20 protein-coding genes are annotated in these 19519 nt (G+C 61.9%); 8 read left to right on the top strand and 12 right to left on the bottom strand.

Annotated features, from left to right (window positions below; translation table 11 throughout):
• The first annotated feature begins 50 nt into the window (after positions 1–50).
• Positions 51–911, top strand: a complete 861-nt coding sequence (locus tag C5J24_RS30415) for an SDR family NAD(P)-dependent oxidoreductase (RefSeq protein ID WP_105423392.1) — start codon at positions 51–53, stop codon at positions 909–911.
• A gap of 70 nt (positions 912–981) precedes the next feature.
• Complete coding sequence (locus C5J24_RS30410; protein WP_046637422.1) at positions 982–1623, top strand: LysE family translocator; 642 nt, start codon at positions 982–984, stop codon at positions 1621–1623.
• On the opposite strand, the gene C5J24_RS30405 is transcribed toward C5J24_RS30410, so the two are convergent.
• From C5J24_RS30405 to C5J24_RS30390, 4 genes are all read right to left on the bottom strand, one after another.
• Positions 1607–2878 carry an RNA polymerase sigma factor gene (locus C5J24_RS30405; RefSeq protein WP_105423391.1) on the bottom strand — a complete coding sequence of 424 codons (1272 nt, stop codon included), beginning with the start codon at positions 2876–2878 and terminating at the stop codon, positions 1607–1609. The genes C5J24_RS30410 and C5J24_RS30405 overlap by 17 nt on opposite strands.
• A complete protein-coding gene (locus C5J24_RS30400) occupies positions 2878–3231 on the bottom strand; it encodes a YciI family protein (RefSeq protein ID WP_105423389.1) in 354 nt (117 codons plus the stop codon). The genes C5J24_RS30405 and C5J24_RS30400 overlap by 1 nt, the downstream gene beginning before the upstream one ends.
• Positions 3232–3333: 102 nt before the next feature.
• Positions 3334–4572 carry a 23S rRNA (adenine(2503)-C(2))-methyltransferase RlmN gene (gene rlmN, locus C5J24_RS30395; RefSeq protein ID WP_105404556.1) on the bottom strand — a complete coding sequence of 413 codons (1239 nt, stop codon included), beginning with the start codon at positions 4570–4572 and terminating at the stop codon, positions 3334–3336.
• A gap of 221 nt (positions 4573–4793) precedes the next feature.
• Positions 4794–5360, bottom strand: a complete 567-nt coding sequence (locus C5J24_RS30390) for an invasion associated locus B family protein (protein ID WP_080955221.1) — start codon at positions 5358–5360, stop codon at positions 4794–4796.
• A gap of 328 nt (positions 5361–5688) precedes the next feature.
• Between C5J24_RS30390 and C5J24_RS30385 the strand changes: the two genes are divergently transcribed.
• On the top strand, positions 5689–6252 hold the full coding sequence (locus tag C5J24_RS30385; RefSeq protein WP_105404555.1) for a sigma-70 family RNA polymerase sigma factor: 564 nt from the start codon (positions 5689–5691) through the stop codon (positions 6250–6252).
• A 12-nt stretch (positions 6253–6264) separates the two neighbouring features.
• Here C5J24_RS30385 and C5J24_RS30380 read toward each other — a convergent pair whose 3' ends face one another.
• The 4 genes from C5J24_RS30380 to C5J24_RS30365 form a co-directional block, all read right to left on the bottom strand.
• On the bottom strand, positions 6265–6663 hold the full coding sequence (locus C5J24_RS30380; protein WP_046665105.1) for a YkvA family protein: 399 nt from the start codon (positions 6661–6663) through the stop codon (positions 6265–6267).
• A 57-nt stretch (positions 6664–6720) separates the two neighbouring features.
• On the bottom strand, positions 6721–7023 hold the full coding sequence (locus tag C5J24_RS30375; protein WP_046631864.1) for a 4a-hydroxytetrahydrobiopterin dehydratase: 303 nt from the start codon (positions 7021–7023) through the stop codon (positions 6721–6723).
• 37 nt (positions 7024–7060) lie between these two features.
• Entirely contained in the window at positions 7061–7651 is a 591-nt protein-coding gene (thpR, locus tag C5J24_RS30370) for an RNA 2',3'-cyclic phosphodiesterase (protein WP_105404554.1), read from the bottom strand.
• Positions 7652–7717: 66 nt separating this feature from the next.
• Complete coding sequence (locus tag C5J24_RS30365) at positions 7718–8368, bottom strand: arylesterase (RefSeq protein ID WP_105423387.1); 651 nt, start codon at positions 8366–8368, stop codon at positions 7718–7720.
• A gap of 77 nt (positions 8369–8445) precedes the next feature.
• Between C5J24_RS30365 and C5J24_RS30360 the strand changes: the two genes are divergently transcribed.
• From C5J24_RS30360 to C5J24_RS30345, 4 genes are all read left to right on the top strand, one after another.
• Entirely contained in the window at positions 8446–9159 is a 714-nt protein-coding gene (locus C5J24_RS30360; protein WP_046665109.1) for an ABC transporter ATP-binding protein, read from the top strand.
• Positions 9156–11699 carry an ABC transporter permease gene (locus tag C5J24_RS30355; RefSeq protein WP_105423385.1) on the top strand — a complete coding sequence of 848 codons (2544 nt, stop codon included), beginning with the start codon at positions 9156–9158 and terminating at the stop codon, positions 11697–11699. The genes C5J24_RS30360 and C5J24_RS30355 overlap by 4 nt, the downstream gene beginning before the upstream one ends.
• A gap of 234 nt (positions 11700–11933) precedes the next feature.
• A complete protein-coding gene (locus C5J24_RS30350) occupies positions 11934–12716 on the top strand; it encodes a Bax inhibitor-1/YccA family protein (RefSeq protein WP_037081483.1) in 783 nt (260 codons plus the stop codon).
• 109 nt (positions 12717–12825) lie between these two features.
• Positions 12826–13383, top strand: coding sequence for a GNAT family N-acetyltransferase (locus C5J24_RS30345; RefSeq protein ID WP_105423383.1), 558 nt, complete (start codon positions 12826–12828; stop codon positions 13381–13383).
• 9 nt (positions 13384–13392) lie between these two features.
• Here the strand turns inward: C5J24_RS30345 and C5J24_RS30340 are convergent, their stop codons facing one another.
• From C5J24_RS30340 to acnA, 4 genes are all read right to left on the bottom strand, one after another.
• Positions 13393–13782: a DUF2794 domain-containing protein gene (locus C5J24_RS30340; protein ID WP_046631850.1), complete on the bottom strand. Its 390-nt coding sequence runs from the start codon at positions 13780–13782 to the stop codon at positions 13393–13395.
• 292 nt (positions 13783–14074) lie between these two features.
• The gene (locus C5J24_RS30335) at positions 14075–14824 is read right to left on the bottom strand and encodes a thioredoxin family protein (RefSeq protein WP_105423381.1); all 750 of its coding nucleotides are present in this window, start codon (positions 14822–14824) and stop codon (positions 14075–14077) included.
• A gap of 195 nt (positions 14825–15019) precedes the next feature.
• On the bottom strand, positions 15020–15757 hold the full coding sequence (locus C5J24_RS30330) for a sulfite exporter TauE/SafE family protein (RefSeq protein WP_205836993.1): 738 nt from the start codon (positions 15755–15757) through the stop codon (positions 15020–15022).
• A 115-nt stretch (positions 15758–15872) separates the two neighbouring features.
• Complete coding sequence (acnA, locus tag C5J24_RS30325; protein ID WP_105404546.1) at positions 15873–18566, bottom strand: aconitate hydratase AcnA; 2694 nt, start codon at positions 18564–18566, stop codon at positions 15873–15875.
• Between the two features lie 270 nt (positions 18567–18836).
• Between acnA and ccmA the strand changes: the two genes are divergently transcribed.
• Positions 18837–19481 carry a heme ABC exporter ATP-binding protein CcmA gene (gene ccmA / locus C5J24_RS30320; protein ID WP_105423418.1) on the top strand — a complete coding sequence of 215 codons (645 nt, stop codon included), beginning with the start codon at positions 18837–18839 and terminating at the stop codon, positions 19479–19481.
• Positions 19482–19519 lie beyond the last annotated feature (38 nt).

Raw genomic sequence — 19519 nt, 5'->3', positions numbered from 1 at the left:
ACCATATCCCGCCCGACCTTTGAACAGCAGCGCCCTAGAGGAGATCTGCCATGACCGTCACTCATCCCGCTCTGAAAAAGGACAACGTCGCCGTGATTACCGGCGCCGCATCGGGCATCGGCCTTGCCGTCGCGAAGGAGTTTGCCAGGATGGGCCTTTCGGTCGTCCTTGCCGATCTGGAGGGCGACAAGCTCGCGGAAGCAGCCCACGAGGTCGCGGCTCTTGCCGAAGACGGCGAGGCGGATGTCGCCGCCATCGGCACCGACGTTTCGAAGCCGGATGAGATCGAGGCTCTGGAACGCGCCGTGATCCAGCGTTTCGGCCGGGTGCATGTGCTGATGAACAATGCCGGCATCAGCCCGGGGAGCTCGATATTCGGGCCGCAGGTCAACTGGGACAGCATTTTCGCCGTCAACCTTTTGGGCGTCATCAACGGCACGCGGACGTTCGGCCCAGCCATGATCGCCCATGGCGAACCGTCGCTGATCGTCAACACAGGCTCGAAACAGGGGATCACGACACCGCCGGGCAACCCCGCCTACAATGTCGCCAAGGCCGGTGTGAAGGCGTTCACCGAAGCGCTCCAGCACGAGCTTCGCAACACGCCCGACTGCCAGGTATCGGCGCATCTGCTCATCCCCGGCTTCGTGTTTACCGGCCTGACCAAGGGCGAACGCATCGAAAAGCCTGCCGACGCCTGGACGCCGGAACAGACGGTCGAGTTCATGCTTACCAGCCTCGAGCGCGGCGACTTCTACATCCTGTGCCCCGACAATGACGTGGACCGGGCAACAGACGAACGCCGCATGGCCTGGGCGATCGGCGACATCATCGACAACCGTCCGCCGCTGTCGCGCTGGCACCCGGATTTCGCGGATGCATCAAAGGACTTCATCAACGGGCGTCGATAGATTGATTTGGCAAGGCTTCGAAAGCCGGGTAAATGGAGCATTCCTTTATCCGGCTATTCGAGCGTGACCCATGGAATTCCTGCCGAGCCTTGCCGCCCTGCTTGCCTTCACCGCCGCGGGCCTGCTTCTGGCCCTGACGCCGGGGCCTGATATGACGCTGTCGATCAGCCGCGCGCTCGGCCAGGGCCGCCGCCCGGCTTTGTTCGTGGTGCTCGGAACCAGCCTCGGCGTCGTCTGCCACACGCTGCTCGTCGCCTTCGGCATCTCGGCGCTGATTACCGCATCGCCGACCGCCTTCTTCATCCTGAAGACCGGCGGGGCAGCCTATCTCCTGTGGCTGGCGATCCAGGCGATCCGCTTCGGCTCGAACTTTTCCGTCGAGCAGGTTGAAAAGACCGCGAGCAGCCCGCTCGCCAACATCTCGACTGGCTTCTGGGTCAATATCCTCAATCCGAAGGTCATCATCTTCTTCATGACCTTCCTGCCGCAGTTCGTGACCGCCGGCGATCCGCATGTCACCGGCAAGCTGATCTTTTTCGGCTTCTATTTCATCGTCATCGGCATGCCGGTAAACCTGATCGTCGTTCTTGCCGCCGACTGGCTTTCGGGCTGGCTGCAGGCCAACCCGAAGGTCCTGCGGGGCATCGACTACACTTTCGCCGGCGTCTTCTCGATCTTCGCGGCGAAGATTTTCTTCACGCAGGCCCGGTAGGAGCGCCCCCGACAAGCGCTTCCAGCCGTCCCGAAAGAAACAGCTTTTCCGCATCGGATTGGGAAAGTTCGATCGCCCGGCGGTAGGCAAGCCTCGCTTGATCTATTTGCCCGTCCCGAGCCAGAAGATCGGCTTGAACGGCATAAAAAGGCTGGTACTCCACCAGAGCGATGGCAATGGGTTTGAGACAGGCCAATGCGGTAGCCGGACCTTCCACGTAGGACACGGCAACGATCCGGTTGAGTTCATAGACGGGATTGTCGGCGGTGCGGGTAAGTTCCGCATAGAGCGAGGCGATCTGCTGCCAGTCCGTCCTGGGAAAACTCGGCGCTTCGGCATGCACGGCGATGATCGCCGCCTGTATCTGATAGGGCCCAGGCCGCCGGCGGCACAGCGCCTGTTCGATGAGAGCAAGGCCTTCCGAAATCTCGGCCTGATCCCATAAACGTCGATCCTGAGCCTCCAGCGTCAAAATCTCGCCGCTGGCGCCGATCCGCGCCGCCCGCCGGGCATGATGCAGCAGCATCAGCGCCAGCAGTCCCTCGATCTCGGGTTCGTCGGGCTTGAGCCTGGTCAGCAGCCGGCCGAGGCGGATCGCCTCCTCACAGAGATCGGCGCGGATATGATGGCCGCCTCCGGAGGCATAACCTTCGTTGAAGATGAGATAGACGACCGCGAGCACGCTTTCGAGCCTTGCGGCCCAGCCCTCCGGTCCCGGAACCTCATAGGCAATGCCGGCCTTGGCAATCTTGTGGCGGGCACGCACCAGCCGCTGGGCCATAGCCTCGTGCCCGTCCAGATAGGCATTCGCGATCTCTTCGGTCTTCAACCCGCAGACCGAACGCAGGGTCAAAGCCACGCAGGTCTTTTTGTCGAGCGCCGGATGGCAGCAGGCGAAGATCAGCTTCAGCCGCTCGTCGCCGATCGGATCGGGCTCGTCTGCTGCGGCAGATCTGTTCTCCAGTTCGATGAGATGCGCGATCTCCGCCGATTTTGCGTGGAAATTGGCCGAGCGCCGCAGCCGGTCGATGGCCTTGCGCCGAGCCACCTGCATCAACCAGGCATTCGGCGAGGCGGGCAATCCGTTCCGGTTCCAGTGGATCAACGCGGATTCGAGGGCATCCTGCAGGCCATCTTCAGCCAGCTGGAAATCCCTGAGCGAGCCGACGAGGCTGGAAAGAAGGCGCCCGCCGTCTTGCCGGGCGATCCTGTCGATCGCCTCGGCAATCGGAGCCCTCGCCGCAGGGCCGTTCATCAGCGGTCGAAGACCATGATCGGCCGCACTTCCACCGCACCGTGAGCCGCACCGGGGATCATCGCGGCATAGCGGATCGCATCGTCGAGCGAAGGGCAATCAAGGATGTAGAAGCCGGCAAGCTGCTCCTTGGTTTCAGCGAAAGGACCATCCATCGTTTCGGTCCTGCCGTCCCGCACGCGCACGGTCGTGGCGGTCGTCGCGGGCTGCAGCGCATCGCCGGAAACATAGACGCCGTCGCGCTTATAGGTCTCGTTGGCGAGCTTGTAGCCCTCCATCATTCGGCCGAAATTCGGAGAATCGGGAGGCGTCATCGTTGCCGGGTTCGTGTAGATCAGCGCCATATATTTCATGTCCGTATCCTCGGTTCAGCCACCGCTCAATTGCGATGGTGACCGATAACGAACGGGATGCAAGCCGATCGACATGCGCCCCGTGAAATATTTCCGGCAGCCTCAGTCGTCCTCGCCGTGCCCGGCGATCATCATCGCTTCGAAGGCGAGGCGGTCGGTCTTGCGCATCCGCTCCGACTCCGACTTCAGCTGGCCGCAAGCGGCAAGGATGTCGCGGCCGCGCGGGGTGCGGATCGGCGAGGCGTAACCGGCCTGGTTGATGAAATCAGCAAACTTCTCGATCTGCGCCCATTCCGAACACTGGTAGTTCGTGCCCGGCCAGGGGTTGAACGGGATCAGGTTGATCTTTGCCGGGACGCCCTTGAGCAACTGGATGAGCGCCTTGGCATCCTCCAGGCTGTCGTTGACGTCCTTCAGCATCACATATTCGAAGGTGATGCGGCGGGCGTTCGAAAGGCCCGGATAGTTGCGGCAGGCCTCGATCAGCTCCTTCAGCGGATATTTCTTGTTGATCGGCACCAGCATGTCGCGCAGTTCGTCGCGCACCGCATGTAGCGAGATCGCCAGCATCACACCGATCTCGTCGCCGGTCCGGTAGATTTCCGGCACCACGCCCGAGGTCGACAATGTGACGCGGCGCTTCGACAGCGACAGCCCGTCGCCGTCGGTCGCGATCAGCAGCGCGGTCTTGACGCTCTCGAAATTGTAGAGCGGCTCGCCCATGCCCATCATCACCACGTTGGTGACCTTACGGTCGCCGGTCGGCACATAGGCGCCGGGCGGCGTGTCGGTGCCCGGAAAGTCACCCAACCGGTCACGGGCCAGCAGCAACTGCGACAGGATTTCCTCGGCGGTCAGGTTGCGCACCAGCTTCTGGGTGCCGGTGTGACAGAAGGAACAGGTCAGCGTGCAGCCGACCTGGCTCGAGATGCAGAGCGTGCCGCGACCCTCTTCGGGAATGTAAACGGTCTCGACTTCGACCGGACGGCCGGCGCCGCGCGGCGGAAAGCGCAACAGCCATTTGCGGGTGCCGTCATTGGAAACCTGTTCCTCGACGATCTCCGGACGCGCGATGGTGAAATGCGCCTTCAGCATCTCGCGCATGTCCTTGGCGACATTGGTCATCGCGTCGAAATCGGAGACGCCGCGGATATAGAGCCAGTGCCAGAGCTGGCTGACGCGCATGCGTACCTGCTTTTCCGAAACGCCCTTTTCCTTCAGCGCCTGCGCCATGTCCTCGCGCGTCAGCCCGATCAGCGACGGCTTAGTGCCGAAGAGATCCGGGTTGGCGACGAGCGGCTTCTTGATGGCGACCGGCGCCAGAGCCTCTGAGACTGACATTCTTTTATCCCGTTCGAACACATGCAGCTTTCCCACATTCGATCAGCGGGAAAGTCAGGGCATGTTGAATGCGTGAAACCTGTATCGGCCCATCGGGCACATGTGCCGGACCTTCGTTGAGGCGGGCTTTATCATCAAATAGCCGCCGCGTCACTATTCTTCAAGAAATGCAAAAGGCCGGTCACGGGACCGGCCTTCCAACTCTTGCTGCGCGCGGACGCTTACTTGCAGGTTTCGATCTGCTTCAGCGCTGCCGCAATGCCCTGCAGCGAATAGGCATAGGAGGTCTTGGTGCCACGGCCGGAAACGGCGCTGACGCTCATGTTTTGACCGGTCTTCATCGCTGCGACGAGCGCCGGCTCCTCGGCGGCGTTCTCGACCCAGGCCGCCTTGTCCTTGGTGAACATCGTGAAGTTCTTCTTGTCGATCGTCACGGTCACCTTGGAATTCGGCTGCAGCACGTATCCCACCATCGCCTGCGGCTCGTAGGAAATGTTCTGTCCGGGCCGCTGCGAGACGATGAAGAAGATATCGCCGTGATCGACGCTGGCCGGTTCCTTGGTGGTCGGCACCGAAAGCACGTAACAGACATTGCTGGCGCCCGACTTGTAGGAATAGGCGCCCCATGCCTTGAATTGCTGGATGCGGGTGGGACCTGCGGCCGCTGCTGCCGGTGCCTGGGCCTGCTGCGGCTTGGCCGGACCAGTAGCCTTCGGCGCCTGAGCCGATGCCAGGCCGGCGCTTGCAGCCAAAATTGCCAATGCGGTTGCGATTGTTCTTACAGACATGGTCTCCTGCCGGTTTTGTTCGTTCAACGGCCCGAGCGGGCAAGCCTTGCCAGGCATGATCCTGATTCGGCGCATTTTGACTTGATCCTGGTTACCAAACCGTCAACCAGACCATTAGAATTTGCTGAATCTCCTGCCCCGGCCCTTGGATGGTAGGAATAGCACTCACCGCCATGCCTCCAAAGACCCAACCAGCAGAATTTCCATGCGTTTCGTCAATCAGTGACACAAGGATTGGGGCAAGAGTTTGTCCTTTTCCTAACTCTCACAATGACATTAGAATGGTCGAATATGATGCGAATCTCATCGGAAACTTTGCGCAGCGTAAATGAATGTAGACGAAAGAGACCACTTCGCCGGCTTGGTAAGGGCAGTGGCCGATGAGCGCGATCAGGCAGCCTTTACCGTGCTGTTCGATTATTATGCGCCGCGTCTGAAATCCTGGCTGGTGAAACGGTCGATGCGACCCGACGACGCGGAGGAACTCGTCCAGGAAGTGATGGCCGTTCTCTGGCACCGCGCCGGCCTCTACGATCCGGCCCGATCTTCCTTGTCCACCTGGCTTTTCCGTATCGCCCGCAACCGCCGCATCGACGCGGAACGCCGGACGAGGCACAGGCCGCTGGACGTCTACGAACCCCTGTTCTTCGTGACCGAGGCGCCGGGAGCCGATACGATTTTCGAAGGCGAGGAACGCGATGCCCAGGTGCGCGCAGCCCTTGCCGATATCCCCGGCGAACAGATGGAACTGGTGAGGGCGGCCTTCTTCCTCGGCCAGTCCCATTCGGAAATCGCCTCGTCCACGGGTCTTCCGCTCGGCACGGTGAAGTCGCGAATCCGGCTCGCTTTCGAGCGCTTGCGACGAGTTCTCGACGATCCTTCGGAGGGATAACGCCCCTTGAGACTATTTGCCGCGGACGCCGTCGGCGATGTCCGGATTGTCCGCGAGCGCCAGATCGGCAGCCTCGTAATGGCGGTCGGCAATATGCCCCTGGATCATCCGGAAGGCTGCCGCGAGCACCGCGACATCGTCGGTGAAGCCGACAAGAACGAACATGTCCGGCAGGAAATCGATCGGCATCACGAAATAGGCAAGCGCCGCAAGCAGCACTCCCCGCACCCGAGTCGGCGTCCGGCGGTCGATGGCGCAATAATAGGCGGCGATCAGGTCACGGCTGAATGGCACCTGCCGGACGGCCCGCTTCAGGGTCGGCCAAAACTTTGTCCGGACCTGCCGCTCGCGGCGGCCTTGCGTATCCTCGTCACCCGGCAGCAGAATTTCGCCGATCTTCACGTCGTCCATGGTCGCTCCGTTCGCTCAACGTGTGCCCATCCAATATTGGGCTCTCGACCATGAAGTTCAATTGCGGCGCGAGGATGCCTTGTCCATTGCCCGGGCAAGCTTGAAGTCGATGTCGGTCAGCCCCTTGGTCGCATGGGTGGTCAGCAGCACGTCGACCCGCGAATAGACGTTCGACCATTCCGGGTGGTGGTTGAGTTTCTCGGCGGACAGCGCGCATTCGGCCATGAAACCGAAGGCCTCGATGAAGGTCTTGAACTTGAAGCTCTTGAAGATCGCATCGCCTTCCGGCTTCAGATCCCAGCCGTCAAGTGTCGCGAACTCGCGCTCGACGCCCGCCGTATCCAGCTTTTCGTAGTTCATCGTCCAACGCTCCTTCGGAAAAAGGGGCTGCTTCGGGTCAAAGGAGGCTTTTAGCCGGCTCCATGTCGCCAGCATAGGCAGTGCCGTAGCTCGTCTCCTGCAGCGGGAAGATTTCCTCCGTCAGATAGGGCCCGCCGCCGACCGATTCCTTCGACGACAGCAGCACGAAACGGGGCACCGTGAAGGGCGCCGTATAGAAGTTGCCGCGGCCGGAAAGGTAGTGGACCACATCGTCCAGCCGGCAATTCTTGAGCCGTGCCAGCGTCACATGCGGGGTGAACTTGCGGGGATCCGGCGGCAGGCCGATGCGCTGGCAGATCCGTTCTATCTCCGCCTGCAGCGCATATATTTCCGGGGAGGGCGAAACGCCGGCCCAGATGGAATGCGGCTTTTTCGACCCGAAGGAGCCGATCCCGGTCAGCGTCGCCTGGAATTCCGGCCGGTCGATGCGGTCCAGCCGGTCGACGATCTCGTCGGCGGTGCGGCCGTCGACATCGCCGATGAAGCGCAGCGTGATGTGATAATTCTCCACGTCGATCCACCGGGCACCGGGGATCCCGCCGCGCAGGAGAGACAGGCTCATCGCTACATTGCGCGGAACTTCGAGGGCGGTGAAAAGTCTCGGCATAGGGACCTCCTCGAATCTTTTGCAGATGCTAACAGCGAATCATGCAACGGAGTTCCGCGCAAGGTGTTATTTTCCCTTATCCTTAATAGCCCCCAGGAAGCTTTTGACAGGTCCAACGGTCTTTTCGACCATCACGGCCACCCCTTTGGCGTTCGGATGCATGCCGTCCGAGAGCTGCAGGCTGGAAATCGTCGTGACCCCATCAAGGAAGAACGGATAGAGCGGCACCGCATATTTGCCGGCCAGCCGCTTGTAGATCGGGTTGAACTTTTCAGCGTAATTGCCGCCCATGTTCGGCGGCGCCAGGATGCCGATCAGGAAGACCGGGATCTTCCGTTCCTTCAGCCGCGCCAGGATCGCATCGAGATTTTTTTCCGACTGGTCCGGGGAGATGCCACGCAGCGCGTCGTTGGCGCCGAGCTCGAGGATCACGCCGTCCGTGCCGTCGGGCACCGACCAGTCGATGCGCGAAAGCCCGCCGGCCGTCGTATCCCCGGACACGCCGGCATTGGCGACCACGACATTCTGGCCCGCGGCTTTCAACGCCGCCTCGAGCTGTGCCGTGTAGGATTCGGAAGGCGCAAGCTGGTAGCCCGCCATCAGGCTGTCGCCGAAACCGACGATCTGGATCGTCCTATCCTGCGCGGCGGCCGGCAATGCGGCCAGACCCAGCACGGACATGACGATGAAGTGAAGCAGGCTTGCTTTAAAACTCACGATCCGTCTCCTAGATTGAGCGCGACCGCAATGCGGTACTCGGGTTACGCTTCACGCCTAATATAGGACGGTTCGATTTGACTAAAACCATCATCACACTGAAGAAAGCCGATCTGACCCTGGGCAGCGCGGCAGCCTCGGTGCATGTGCTGAAGCAGATCGACCTCGAAATCCGGGCCGGCGAGGCCGTCGGCATCGTCGGGCCTTCGGGCTCCGGCAAGTCGACGCTGCTGATGGTTCTGGCTGGCCTCGAACGGCTGGACAGCGGCGAGATCGTCATCAACGGCGCTCCCCTTCACGCACTTTCCGAAGACAGGCTCGCCGATTTCCGCGGTCGCAATATCGGCATCGTCTTCCAGTCCTTCCACCTGATCGCCAACATGACGGCGCTCGAAAACGTGGCCGTTCCGCTCGAACTCGCCAATGTCAGGGATGCCTTCGAGATCGCCAGGCGGGAACTGACCGCCGTCGGCCTCGGCGAGCGGCTGAGCCACTATCCGGGCCAGCTTTCCGGCGGCGAGCAGCAGCGCGTGGCGATTGCCCGCGCCCTCGCCCCCTCGCCCTCCGTGCTGATCGCCGACGAACCGACCGGCAATCTCGACACCGAGACCGGCCGGCAGATCGCCGACCTCTTATTTTCGAAACAGGCGGAGCGCGGCATGACCATGCTGCTCGTCACCCATGACAATGCGCTTGCCGCCCGCTGCTCGCGCCAGATCCGCGTCCGCTCCGGCGAGATCGTCGGCGACAGCGAAAGCGCCCACGCAACCGTCCAGGCGGTCTCCGCATGAGGCCGGCCTTTCCGCGCCTCTCGATTTCCTTCCGCCTGGCGCTGCGCGAAATGCGGGGCGGCCTTGCCGGCTTCTACATCTTCCTCGCCTGTATCGCGCTCGGCACCGGGGCGATCGCGGCCGTCAATTCGGTATCGCGGGCGATCACCGGGGCCATCGCCTCCCAGGGCCAGGAAATTCTTGCCGGCGACATCCGTTTCGAACTGAACAACCGCGAAGCCACCGACCAGGAACGCGCGTTCCTCACCAGCCTCGGCAAGGTCTCCCTGTCCACCAGCCTGCGCTCCATGGCCCGCAAGCCTGACGGTTCCGAGCAGGCGCTGGTCGAGGTCAAGGCGGTGGACGACGCCTATCCGCTCTACGGCAGTTTCGGCGCCGAACCTTCCGCACCGCTGCCCGACCTGCTTGGCAAGCAGGGAGAGACGTTTGGCGCGCTCGCGGCCCCGCTTCTGCTGGAACGCCTTGGCCTCAAGGACGGCGACCAGCTTCTGCTCGGCAATGCCCGGCTGACATTGCGCGGCACGATCACCGCCGAGCCCGACGCGCTTTCTGACGGTTTCGGCTTTGCGCCGCGCCTGATCGTCAGCCGTGAGGCACTCGCGGCCTCCGGCCTGATCACCACCGGCAGCCTCGTCGAACATGCCTACAAGGTGCGGCTCGACGACCCGGCGATCCGCTCGACGCTCGCCGCCCGCGCCAATCGCGAGTTCCCGAGCGCCGGCTGGTCGGTCCGCACCAGCGACCGTGCCGCCCCTTCGCTCACCGAAAACGTCGACCGCTTCTCGCAATTCCTGACGCTCGTTGGTCTGACGGCACTGATCGTCGGCGGCGTCGGCGTCGCCAATGCGGTGCGCGCCTTCCTCGATGCCAAGCGCACCACGATCGCCACCTTCAAATGCCTGGGCGCGCCGGCCTCGGTCGTGACGATGATCTATCTCATCCAGATCATGCTGCTTGCAGTCATTGGCATCCTGATCGGTCTCGTCATCGGCGCCGTCTCGCCCTTCGTGGCGCTGCAATTCCTCGAAGGCGTGCTACCGGTTCCGAAAGAAGTCACCTTCTACCCCTCGGCGTTGGCGCTTGCCGCGCTGTTCGGCATCCTGATCACCTTCGCCTTCGCGGTTCTGCCGCTCGGCCATGCCCGCGAAGTTCCGGCGACCGCGCTTTTCCGGGAACAAAGCTTCGACAATACCCGCCTTCCCTCCTGGCCCTATCTTCTTGCGGCCGGCCTGGCGCTTGCGGCCCTGGCGGCACTTGCGATCGTCTCTGCGGAAGAGCGCTTCATCGCCTCCGTTTTCCTCGCCGCCGTCGCCGGCGCGTTCGTGCTTTTGCGCCTCGTGGCAGCCCTGATCGCCGCACTTGCCAAACGAAGCCCGCGGGTCAATTCGCCGGCGCTGCGGCTGGCGATCGGCAATATCCACCGGCCGGGCGCGCTGACGCCGTCGGTCGTGCTGTCGCTCGGCCTCGGCCTTGCGCTCCTCGTGACGCTCGCCCTGATCGACGGCAACATGCGTCGCCAGCTCACCGGCAGCATCGCCCAGCAGGCGCCGAATTTCTTCTTCGTCGACATCCAGGGACCGGAGCGCGAGGGTTTCGTCAACATCCTGAAACAACAGGCGCCGGAGGGTGCGATCACCCAGGTGCCGATGCTGCGCGGAAGAATTCTCGCCTTCAACGGCCAGGACGTGACCCAGATGAACGTCCCGCCCGCCGGCCGCTGGGTGTTGCGCGGCGACCGCGGCATCACCTACGAGGAGAAGCTTCCTTCCAACTCCGCGCTGACGGCGGGACAATGGTGGGCCGCCGACTATACCGGCGAACCGCTGGTCTCCTTCTCGGCGGAAGAAGCCGGCGAACTCGGCCTGAAGATCGGCGACACCGTCACCGTCAACGTGCTCGGCCGCAATATCACCGCCCGCATCGCCAATTTCCGCAAGGTTCAGTGGGAATCTCTCTCGATCAACTTCGTGATGGTCTTTTCGCCCAACACCTTCCGCGGCGCGCCGCATGCCTGGCTCGCGACGCTCAGCGATCCCAAGGCCACCGCCCAGCAGGAGGCCTCGATCCTGCGTGCGGTCACCAACGCCTATCCGACCATCACCAGCGTCCGGGTCAAGGACGCGATCGATATCGTCGACCAGCTCGTCGGCCAGCTTGCGGCCGCGATCCGGGCCGCGGCCGCCGTTGCGCTGATCGCCTCCGTGCTGGTGCTTGCCGGTGCGCTGGCGGCCGGCAACCGGGCCCGTACCCATGACGCCGTCATCCTGAAAACGCTCGGCGGCACGCGCAGCATGCTGATGCGCGCCTTCAGCTACGAATACATGATCCTCGGAACGGCGACGGCGCTCTTCGCGCTTCTCGCCGGCGGCCTCTCCGCATGGTTCGTGGTCAGCCGGATCATGCGGCTTCAGTCGGTCTTCCTGCCCGACATTGCAGTGCTGACGCTCGCCGTTTCTCTGGTTTTGACCGTCGGAATTGGCCTCGCCGGCACATGGCGCATATTAGGGCAGAAGGCCGCGCCAGTGCTGCGCGAGCTCTAATTCGCCCACAGGTAGTATTTCCCGTTAACTCTCTGATCAAATTCCCGTCAGAGCGTCCCATAGGTTGCTAAAGAGCCCCGATAGCTTGCGTTTTTCGCTTGTCACACCTCTTGTATGTGAAACGATCTCGCATCATATTTATGCGCAGGCTTGCTGGAGCTCCGCAGCGGCGCCTGGGTCCGTAAAAAAGGGGGCCCGACACCGTGAATAATTCCGGAGCTTAAAGAGGAAACAATGGCTGACTTTAACAACTACCAGACCCGGGCGGCGCAGGGTCGCGCCCAGTCCGGCGCGATGATCGATGAAGGCCTGCGCGCCTACATGCTCAAGGTCTACAACCTGATGGCTGTCGGCTTGGCTATCACCGGTATCGCCGCCTATGGTATCTCGGCCCTCGCAACGACGACGGATGCGGCTGCAGCTGTCGCCCGGCTTCCGAACGGCATCCTGCTGACCAGCCTCGGCGCTGCGATCTACGGCTCGCCGCTTCGTTGGGTCGTCATGCTCGCGCCGCTCGCGGTGGTGTTCTTCCTGAGCTTCCGCGTTCATAAGATGAGCGTCGGCGCGGCACAGGCCACTTTCTGGGGCTACGCGGCCCTGATGGGCCTTTCGCTGTCGTCGATCTTCCTCATCTACACGTCGCAAAGCATCGTGCAGACGTTCTTCATCACGGCGGCCTCCTTCGGCGCCCTGTCGCTTTACGGCTACACGACGAAGAGAAGCCTGTCCGGCATGGGCTCGTTCCTGATCATGGGCCTGTTCGGCCTGATCATCGCCTCGATCGTCAACATCTTCCTGGCGTCTTCCGCACTCGGCTTCGCGATCTCCGCCATCGGCGTGCTGATCTTCGCAGGCCTTACCGCCTACGATACGCAGAAGATCAAGGAAATGTACTTTGACGGCGACGACGTCGCGGTTGCTGGCCGCAAGGCCATCATGGGCGCTCTGACCCTCTACCTCGACTTCATCAACCTCTTCACGTTCCTCCTCCAGTTCCTGGGCAACCGGAACAACTGATCTTGAGGAATTCGAATAGGAAAAGGCGGCCTCCGGGCCGCCTTTTTTATTGCCCGGCCTCGCGCCTCGGCATAGGCTTGGCGATCCCTTTCAACGGCCTGAAATCTCAATGACATTCCATCTCCGCGACGCCTCCCCCGCCGATCTTCCCGCCATCACCGAGATCTATCGCGACAGCGTGCTGAACGGCACCGCAAGCTATGAGATCTTGCCCCCCGACCAGGCGGAGATGACGGCCCGTTTCGAGGCGATCCGGACCAAGGGTTACCCCTATATCGCAGCGGAACAGGAAGATGGCACCCTGCTCGGTTATGCCTACGCCTCGGCCTTCCGGACCCGTCCCGCCTATCGCTGGCTGGTCGAGGACTCGATCTACCTGGCGCCGGAAGCGCGCGGCAAGGGCGTCGGAAAGGCGCTGCTCAAGGAACTGCTGGTGCGCTGCGAGGCGCTCGGTTTCCGCCAGATGGTCGCCGTGATCGGCGGTGCAAGCCCCGCCTCCGTGGCGCTCCATCGCGGCCTCGGCTTCGAACTGACGGGCACCCTGAAGGGCACCGGCTTCAAGCACGGAAAGTGGCAGGATACGGTGCTGATGCAGGTCTCGCTCGGCGAAGGCAATGAAACCGATCCGGATCCCGGCGTCTATCCCGGCTCGCTGTTTACCGAATAGGGCGCCGCCTCAGTCGATCAGCTTCAGCACCTTGTCGAACACCTTGAGCACCTGCGGCAGCTCATGACCGCGCTTCATGATCATGCCATGGGTGTTCATCACGGAGTAGGCGCCCTGCTTGCCGGCGAGCTTCGGGTTCTTCTCGATTCGGAAGAGCGGGCTTTCGCCAGAGCGTTTGAAGACGGAGAATACGGCCCGGTCCTTGAGGTGGTCGATCGCGTAGTCCTTCCACTCTCCCTCGCCGACCATTCGGCCGTAGATCCTCAAGATCGCATCGAGTTCACGCCGGTGGAAGGTGACCGGTGCGGGATCGCGGTTCTGCCGATATTCACTGAGATCGACGACAACGGCTGCGTCCCGGGGTCTCTGGCTCCCCGGCAAATCCGGCTGATCTGTCATCAAGACTCCCAAATCGTCATGTCAGAGTTGTGACAGTGTGCCCGAGAGGCCGTAAAAATCAACCCCGGCAATCCTGCGGGAAACGAACCGCACGATTTTATTCTTGCCCCATTTCGAACAAAAGAGTGCCCGATTTCGAAGCGAGATTGGCATCGTTGGTTGGCGCCGTTTTCAGCGCCATATGGCCCGGTCTGGTGCATTGACCCTTACCCCCAGCCCCCCAATGTTATTGGATCGGGCCGCCAACAACAGTTTCACGCACAATACGGCAGGCCAGAGACCGCACGCGCGGTCAGTATTTTTTACGGCCTGCCATCAGCACGGTGGCGCCAAGAATTGCCGCTGGCTCGCCGCCTTGGCCGGAAGTCTGCAGCAAGATCGCGCAACCATCCTTCTTCGACTTCCCCATCAGCTTGCCGGGCAGGGTCAGCTTCATGCTCTGGCCGTTCCAGGTGCCGACCGACTGCACGTCGTAGACGGCGTGCCAATATTCCATCGTCTTGCCGCTGTTTTCACCCTTGGTGACATCCACCAGCTGGCGTTTCGTGAAATAGGCGACGACGACGTCCGCCTGCCCCTTGCCATCGCCGATTTCGATCTCGATTTCGTCGCCACGCATCGCCGCGGTGACCGGGACGTCGAGCCCCTTGCCGGCCTGGCCGAGTGCCTTCACCTTGTCGTTGATGATCGTGAGGTCGGTGCCCTTGACGTGATCGCGGCCGTTGATGACGGCCTGCGGCGTGTAGACGCCGCTCCGCCCCAGCGTCTTGGCATAGCCGTATTGCCGCTCGGTATTTTCCCTGGAGCTCAGCGTATCGGTCCAGCCGAGATAGTTCCAGTAATCGACGTGGTAGGAAAGTACGACCATGTCTCCCTGCGCCACCAACTCACCCAAAGCGGCGTCGGCCGGCGGGCAGGAGGAGCAGCCTTGGGAGGTAAAAAGTTCGATCACGCCCTTCGGCGCCCTGACCTCTCCTGCAAATGCAGTGCCCGCATAAAACAGGCCCGCAACAAGGAGTACGGAGCGAAAACGAAAGGGCATGGGTGGCAGACCTTTTTATCAGGGTAACTGTTATCCACGATTGCTCGCGGCGATCAAGGGCCTAACGCACGGGATGGCGGAAAGTAACCACCGGGCGCCCTCAAGAGAAAGTCACGAAGGGGTGAAGACCGGATATTTGATCGGTTTCCGAATGCGTTTCGTCGGGTGCCAAACTTGGCGAAAAACGCGCCGAGGTCAAATCAGTTTGAGCAGGCCTTGAGTAAAATAAACGGCACCCACGCCGGTGACGATCCAGCGCGTCCAGGCGCGGAAATTCTGGTCGGTCATCTTCTGCAATATGTCGTTGCCGGCCCGCGCCCCGAGGATCGCGATCGGCGCCGCGACCAGCACCGCAATCCATTCGGTGGTCGGCAGTTCCGAGGCCGCATTCCAGTAGAACACCACCTTCGTGGCATGCGAGGCCACCTGTACGGCCGCCTTGGTGGCGATCACCTTGCGACGGTCCATCGTCGTGCGGATGAAGAAGATATCGATCGTCGGCCCCGATACGCCGACGCCGACCGTCAACGCGCCGGCGATCAGTCCGCAGGCCAGTGCATGCAGCGGCTTCGAGGCGTCGAGCCGCAGCTTCGATACCGGCATCCAGACCAGGATCGGCATCAGCCCGATAGCGATCGACACGACGATCAGGTCCGGCTGATAGTCGACGATCAGCAGGATGATGCTTGAGATGACCAGACCCAGGCCCAGGATGCCGAGAATGCGGTAGTCGATATAGGCGCGCGAGAACCAGGCACGCGACCCGTTCGAGACCATCTGGATGACGCCATGAATGGCGATCGCGGTACTGACGGGAAAGAGGAAAAGCAGCATCCAGAGCAGGATCAGCCCGCCCGCCATGCCGAAAATTCCCGAAAGCAGCGATGTCAGGAAAACGGTGACGGCCATTCCGATGAGGATGACGACGGTCAAGGGCGCGGGACCTTGGGGAGGACGATGTCACGCCGGCGACAGTTGTGCGGACATCGGCTATGGGCAAGGAAATCCGCCGGAGGTTTCGCTCCGGCGGATGATTGGCTGTTGTCGCTTAGGCGGCGAGGTCGCGCAGAACGGTCTGCAGAATGCCGCCATTGTTCATGTAGATGACCTCGTCGAGCGTATCGATGCGGCAGAGGATGTTGATTTCCTTCACCGTGCCGTCGCCGTAGGTGATCTTGGCGGTCTTCCATTCGCGCGGCTTGATGTCGCCTTCGAGACCGAGGATCTCGACGGTCTCGTCGCCCTTGAGGTCGAGGCTGGCCCAGGTCGTGCCCTCTTCGAAGACGAAAGGAACGACGCCCATGCCGACCAGGTTCGAGCGGTGGATACGCTCGAAGGACTGGGCGATGACCGCCTTGACGCCGAGCAGGTTGGTGCCCTTCGCGGCCCAGTCGCGTGACGAACCGTTGCCGTATTCGACGCCGGCGAAGATGACCAGCGGAACGCCCTCTTCCCTGTACTTCATGGCCGCGTCGTAGATCGACATCTCTTCCTTGGACGGATAGTGGAAGGTGTAGCCACCTTCCTTGCCGTTCGGGCCGAGCATGTAGTTACGGATGCGGATGTTGGCGAACGTGCCGCGCATCATCACTTCATGATTGCCGCGGCGCGTGCCGTACTGGTTGAAGTCCGCAACGCCGACGCCATGACCCGTCAGGTATGCACCGGCCGGCGAAGCGGCCTTGATCGAACCGGCCGGCGAGATGTGGTCGGTGGTGATCTTGTCGCCGAAGAGACCGAGGACGCGGGCGCCCTTGATGTTCTTGAGGCCCGAGCCTGTCTTGCCCATGCCGACGAAATAGGGCGGGTTCTGCACATAGGTCGAATCGTCGTCCCAGGCATAGGTCTGGCCCGGGGGAATCTTGACCGCCTGCCAGTTCTCGTCGCCCTTGAACACGTCCGCATATTTGGTTTCGTAGAGTTCGCGGGTGACGTATTTCAGGATGAATTCCTGGACTTCCTTCGAGGTCGGCCAGATGTCCTTGAGGAAGACCGGGTTGCCGTTCTGGTCTTCGCCGAGCGGCTCGGAGGTCAGGTCCTTCTGGACCGAACCGGCGAGCGCATAGGCAACGACGAGCGGTGGCGAAGCGAGGTAGTTCGCCTGGACGTCCGGAGAGATCCGGCCTTCGAAGTTACGGTTGCCCGAGAGCACGCCGGCGGCGATCAGGCCCTTGTCGTTGATCGTCTTCGAGATCGGCGCCGGCAGCGGGCCGGAATTGCCGATGCAGGTCGTGCAGCCGAAGCCGACCAGGTTGAAGCCGAGCTTGTCGAGATCGACCTGCAGGCCGGACTTGGCAAGGTATTCGCCGACGACCTGGGATCCCGGTGCAAGCGAAGTCTTGACCCACGGCTTGGACTTCAGGCCCTTGGCAACAGCATTGCGGGCAAGAAGGCCGGCAGCGATCAGCACCGACGGATTGGAGGTGTTGGTGCAGGAGGTGATCGCGGCAATTGCCACGTCGCCATGGCCGAGATCGAAATCCGTGCCTTCGACAGGGTAACGATTGTCGAGCTGGCCGGGCTTCTTGTATTCGGTGTCGAGCGAACCGGCGAAGCCGGAGGCGATCTTGTCGAGCGAAATGCGACCTTCCGGACGCTTCGGGCCGGCCATCGACGGCACGACGTCGTTAAGGTCGAGTTCCAGCGTATCGGTGAAGACGAGGTCGGAACCGTCGCCTTCGCGCCACATGCCCTGGACCTTGGAATAGGCCTCGACCAGTGCGATCCGCTCGAGCGTGCGACCGGACATGGTCAGGTAGTTGATGGTTTCGCCGTCTACGGGGAAGAAGCCGCAGGTCGCGCCGTATTCCGGGCCCATGTTGCCGATCGTCGCACGGTCGGCGAGCGGCATGTTGTCCATGCCCGGGCCGAAGAATTCGACGAACTTGGAAACCACGCCCTTCTTGCGCAGCATCTGCACGACGGTCAGCACCAGGTCGGTCGCGGTGACGCCTTCCTTGAGCTTGCCGGTGAGCTTGAAGCCGATGACTTCAGGCAGCAGCATCGAGACCGGCTGGCCAAGCATGGAAGCTTCCGCTTCGATACCTCCCACGCCCCAGCCGAGAACGCCGAGGCCGTTGATCATCGTGGTGTGCGAGTCCGTGCCCACGCAGGTATCCGGATAGGCGATCGTTTCGCCATCCTCTTCCTTGGTCCACACGGTCTGGCCGAGATATTCCAGGTTTACCTGGTGACAGATGCCGGTGCCCGGGGGAACCACGCGAAAATTCTTGAATGCCTGCTGGCCCCACTTCAGGAAGCGGTAACGCTCGCCGTTGCGCTCGTATTCGAGCTCGACGTTCTTGGCAAAGGCGGTCGGCGTGCCGAATTCGTCGACGATGACCGAGTGGTCGATCACGAGATCGACGGGAACCAGCGGGTTGATCTTTTCCGGATCGCCGCCGAGCGACACCATCGCGTCACGCATCGCGGCAAGATCGACGACGGCGGGAACGCCGGTGAAGTCCTGCATCAGCACGCGGGCCGGACGGTAAGCGATTTCCGCTTCCGTGAGGCCCTTGTTGTTCAGCCATTCGGCAACAGTGAGGATCTGTTCCTTGGTGACGGACTGGCCGTCTTCAAAGCGGAGCAGGTTTTCGAGCAGCACCTTCATGGAGAAGGGCAGCTTCGAAACGCCGGCAAGGCCGTTTTGCTCAGCCTTCGGAAGGCTGTAGTAAACGTAATCCTTACCGCCTACGGTAAGGATGGAGCGACAATTGAAACTGTCGAGAGATTTAGCCACGGAATAAACCCCGCTGATTAAAGAGCCAACACGCGCGTGCGGACGCCTATGCACTTCATGCACATCAGGATGCGGGTACGACCATTTCCGCTGTCCGCACGAGAAGATTTTTTGGGATCTTCAGGTCCGGCGGAAGATTGAAATCACGCCGGCCGCTGGCGTGGTTGCAGTGCTTATAGATAATTTCTAAGAAGGGTTCCAGACGCTTGGCGCCCATTCCGAATAAATTTTCGGATCGCGATGATTAAAATCTTAATGAAGGTCTCCGGCATGCGGCTTTTGGCCGAAAACTTGAGCGCAAGACGCGGCGAAGACCTGATTTTCACGGATATCTCCTTTGACCTCGGAGCCGGTGAAAGCCTCGTCCTGACCGGCCGCAACGGATCGGGGAAATCGACGCTGCTGCGCGTCGTGGCCGGATTGCTGCATCCGGAAACCGGCCGCGTCGCCTGGACATCCGAAAGTTCCGAATCAGGAATGCGCGCCGCCGAAGCCTGCCATTATCTTGGCCACCGCAACGCGATGAAGGCGGAGTTGACGGTTGCCGAGAACCTTGCCTTCTGGAAGAGCTTCTTTGGCGACGTGGATGGCGGCAAAGGTATCTCTCCGGCCGAGGCCGCCGAAACCGTCGGCCTTGGCGGCATCATTCATCTGCCCTTCGGTTACCTCTCCGCCGGCCAGCAGCGCCGCATGGCGTTTGCCAAGCTGCTGGTCGCTTATAGGCCGGTCTGGATCCTCGACGAGCCGACGGCCGCGCTGGATGTGAATGCGGAGGGGGCGTTTACGGAGCTGATCAATGCGCATCTGGCGGCCGGTGGCATTGTGCTGGCGGCGACTCACCAGCCGCTGGGGCTGGAGCGCGCTAGGGAGCTAAATATGGCAGGGTTCGCGGGTTTGGCGGAGGAGAGGTGGTGATAGCTGCTTTGCTCCCCCGTTTGCCGCGATATACAGGC

It is taken from the genome of Neorhizobium sp. T25_27 (assembly GCF_002968565.1).
In the GTDB taxonomy this organism is placed as follows: Bacteria; Pseudomonadota; Alphaproteobacteria; order Rhizobiales; family Rhizobiaceae; genus Neorhizobium; species Neorhizobium tomejilense.
The sequence above is the reverse complement of the archived record's forward strand: the minus strand, read 5'-3'. Positions and strand labels throughout refer to the sequence as shown.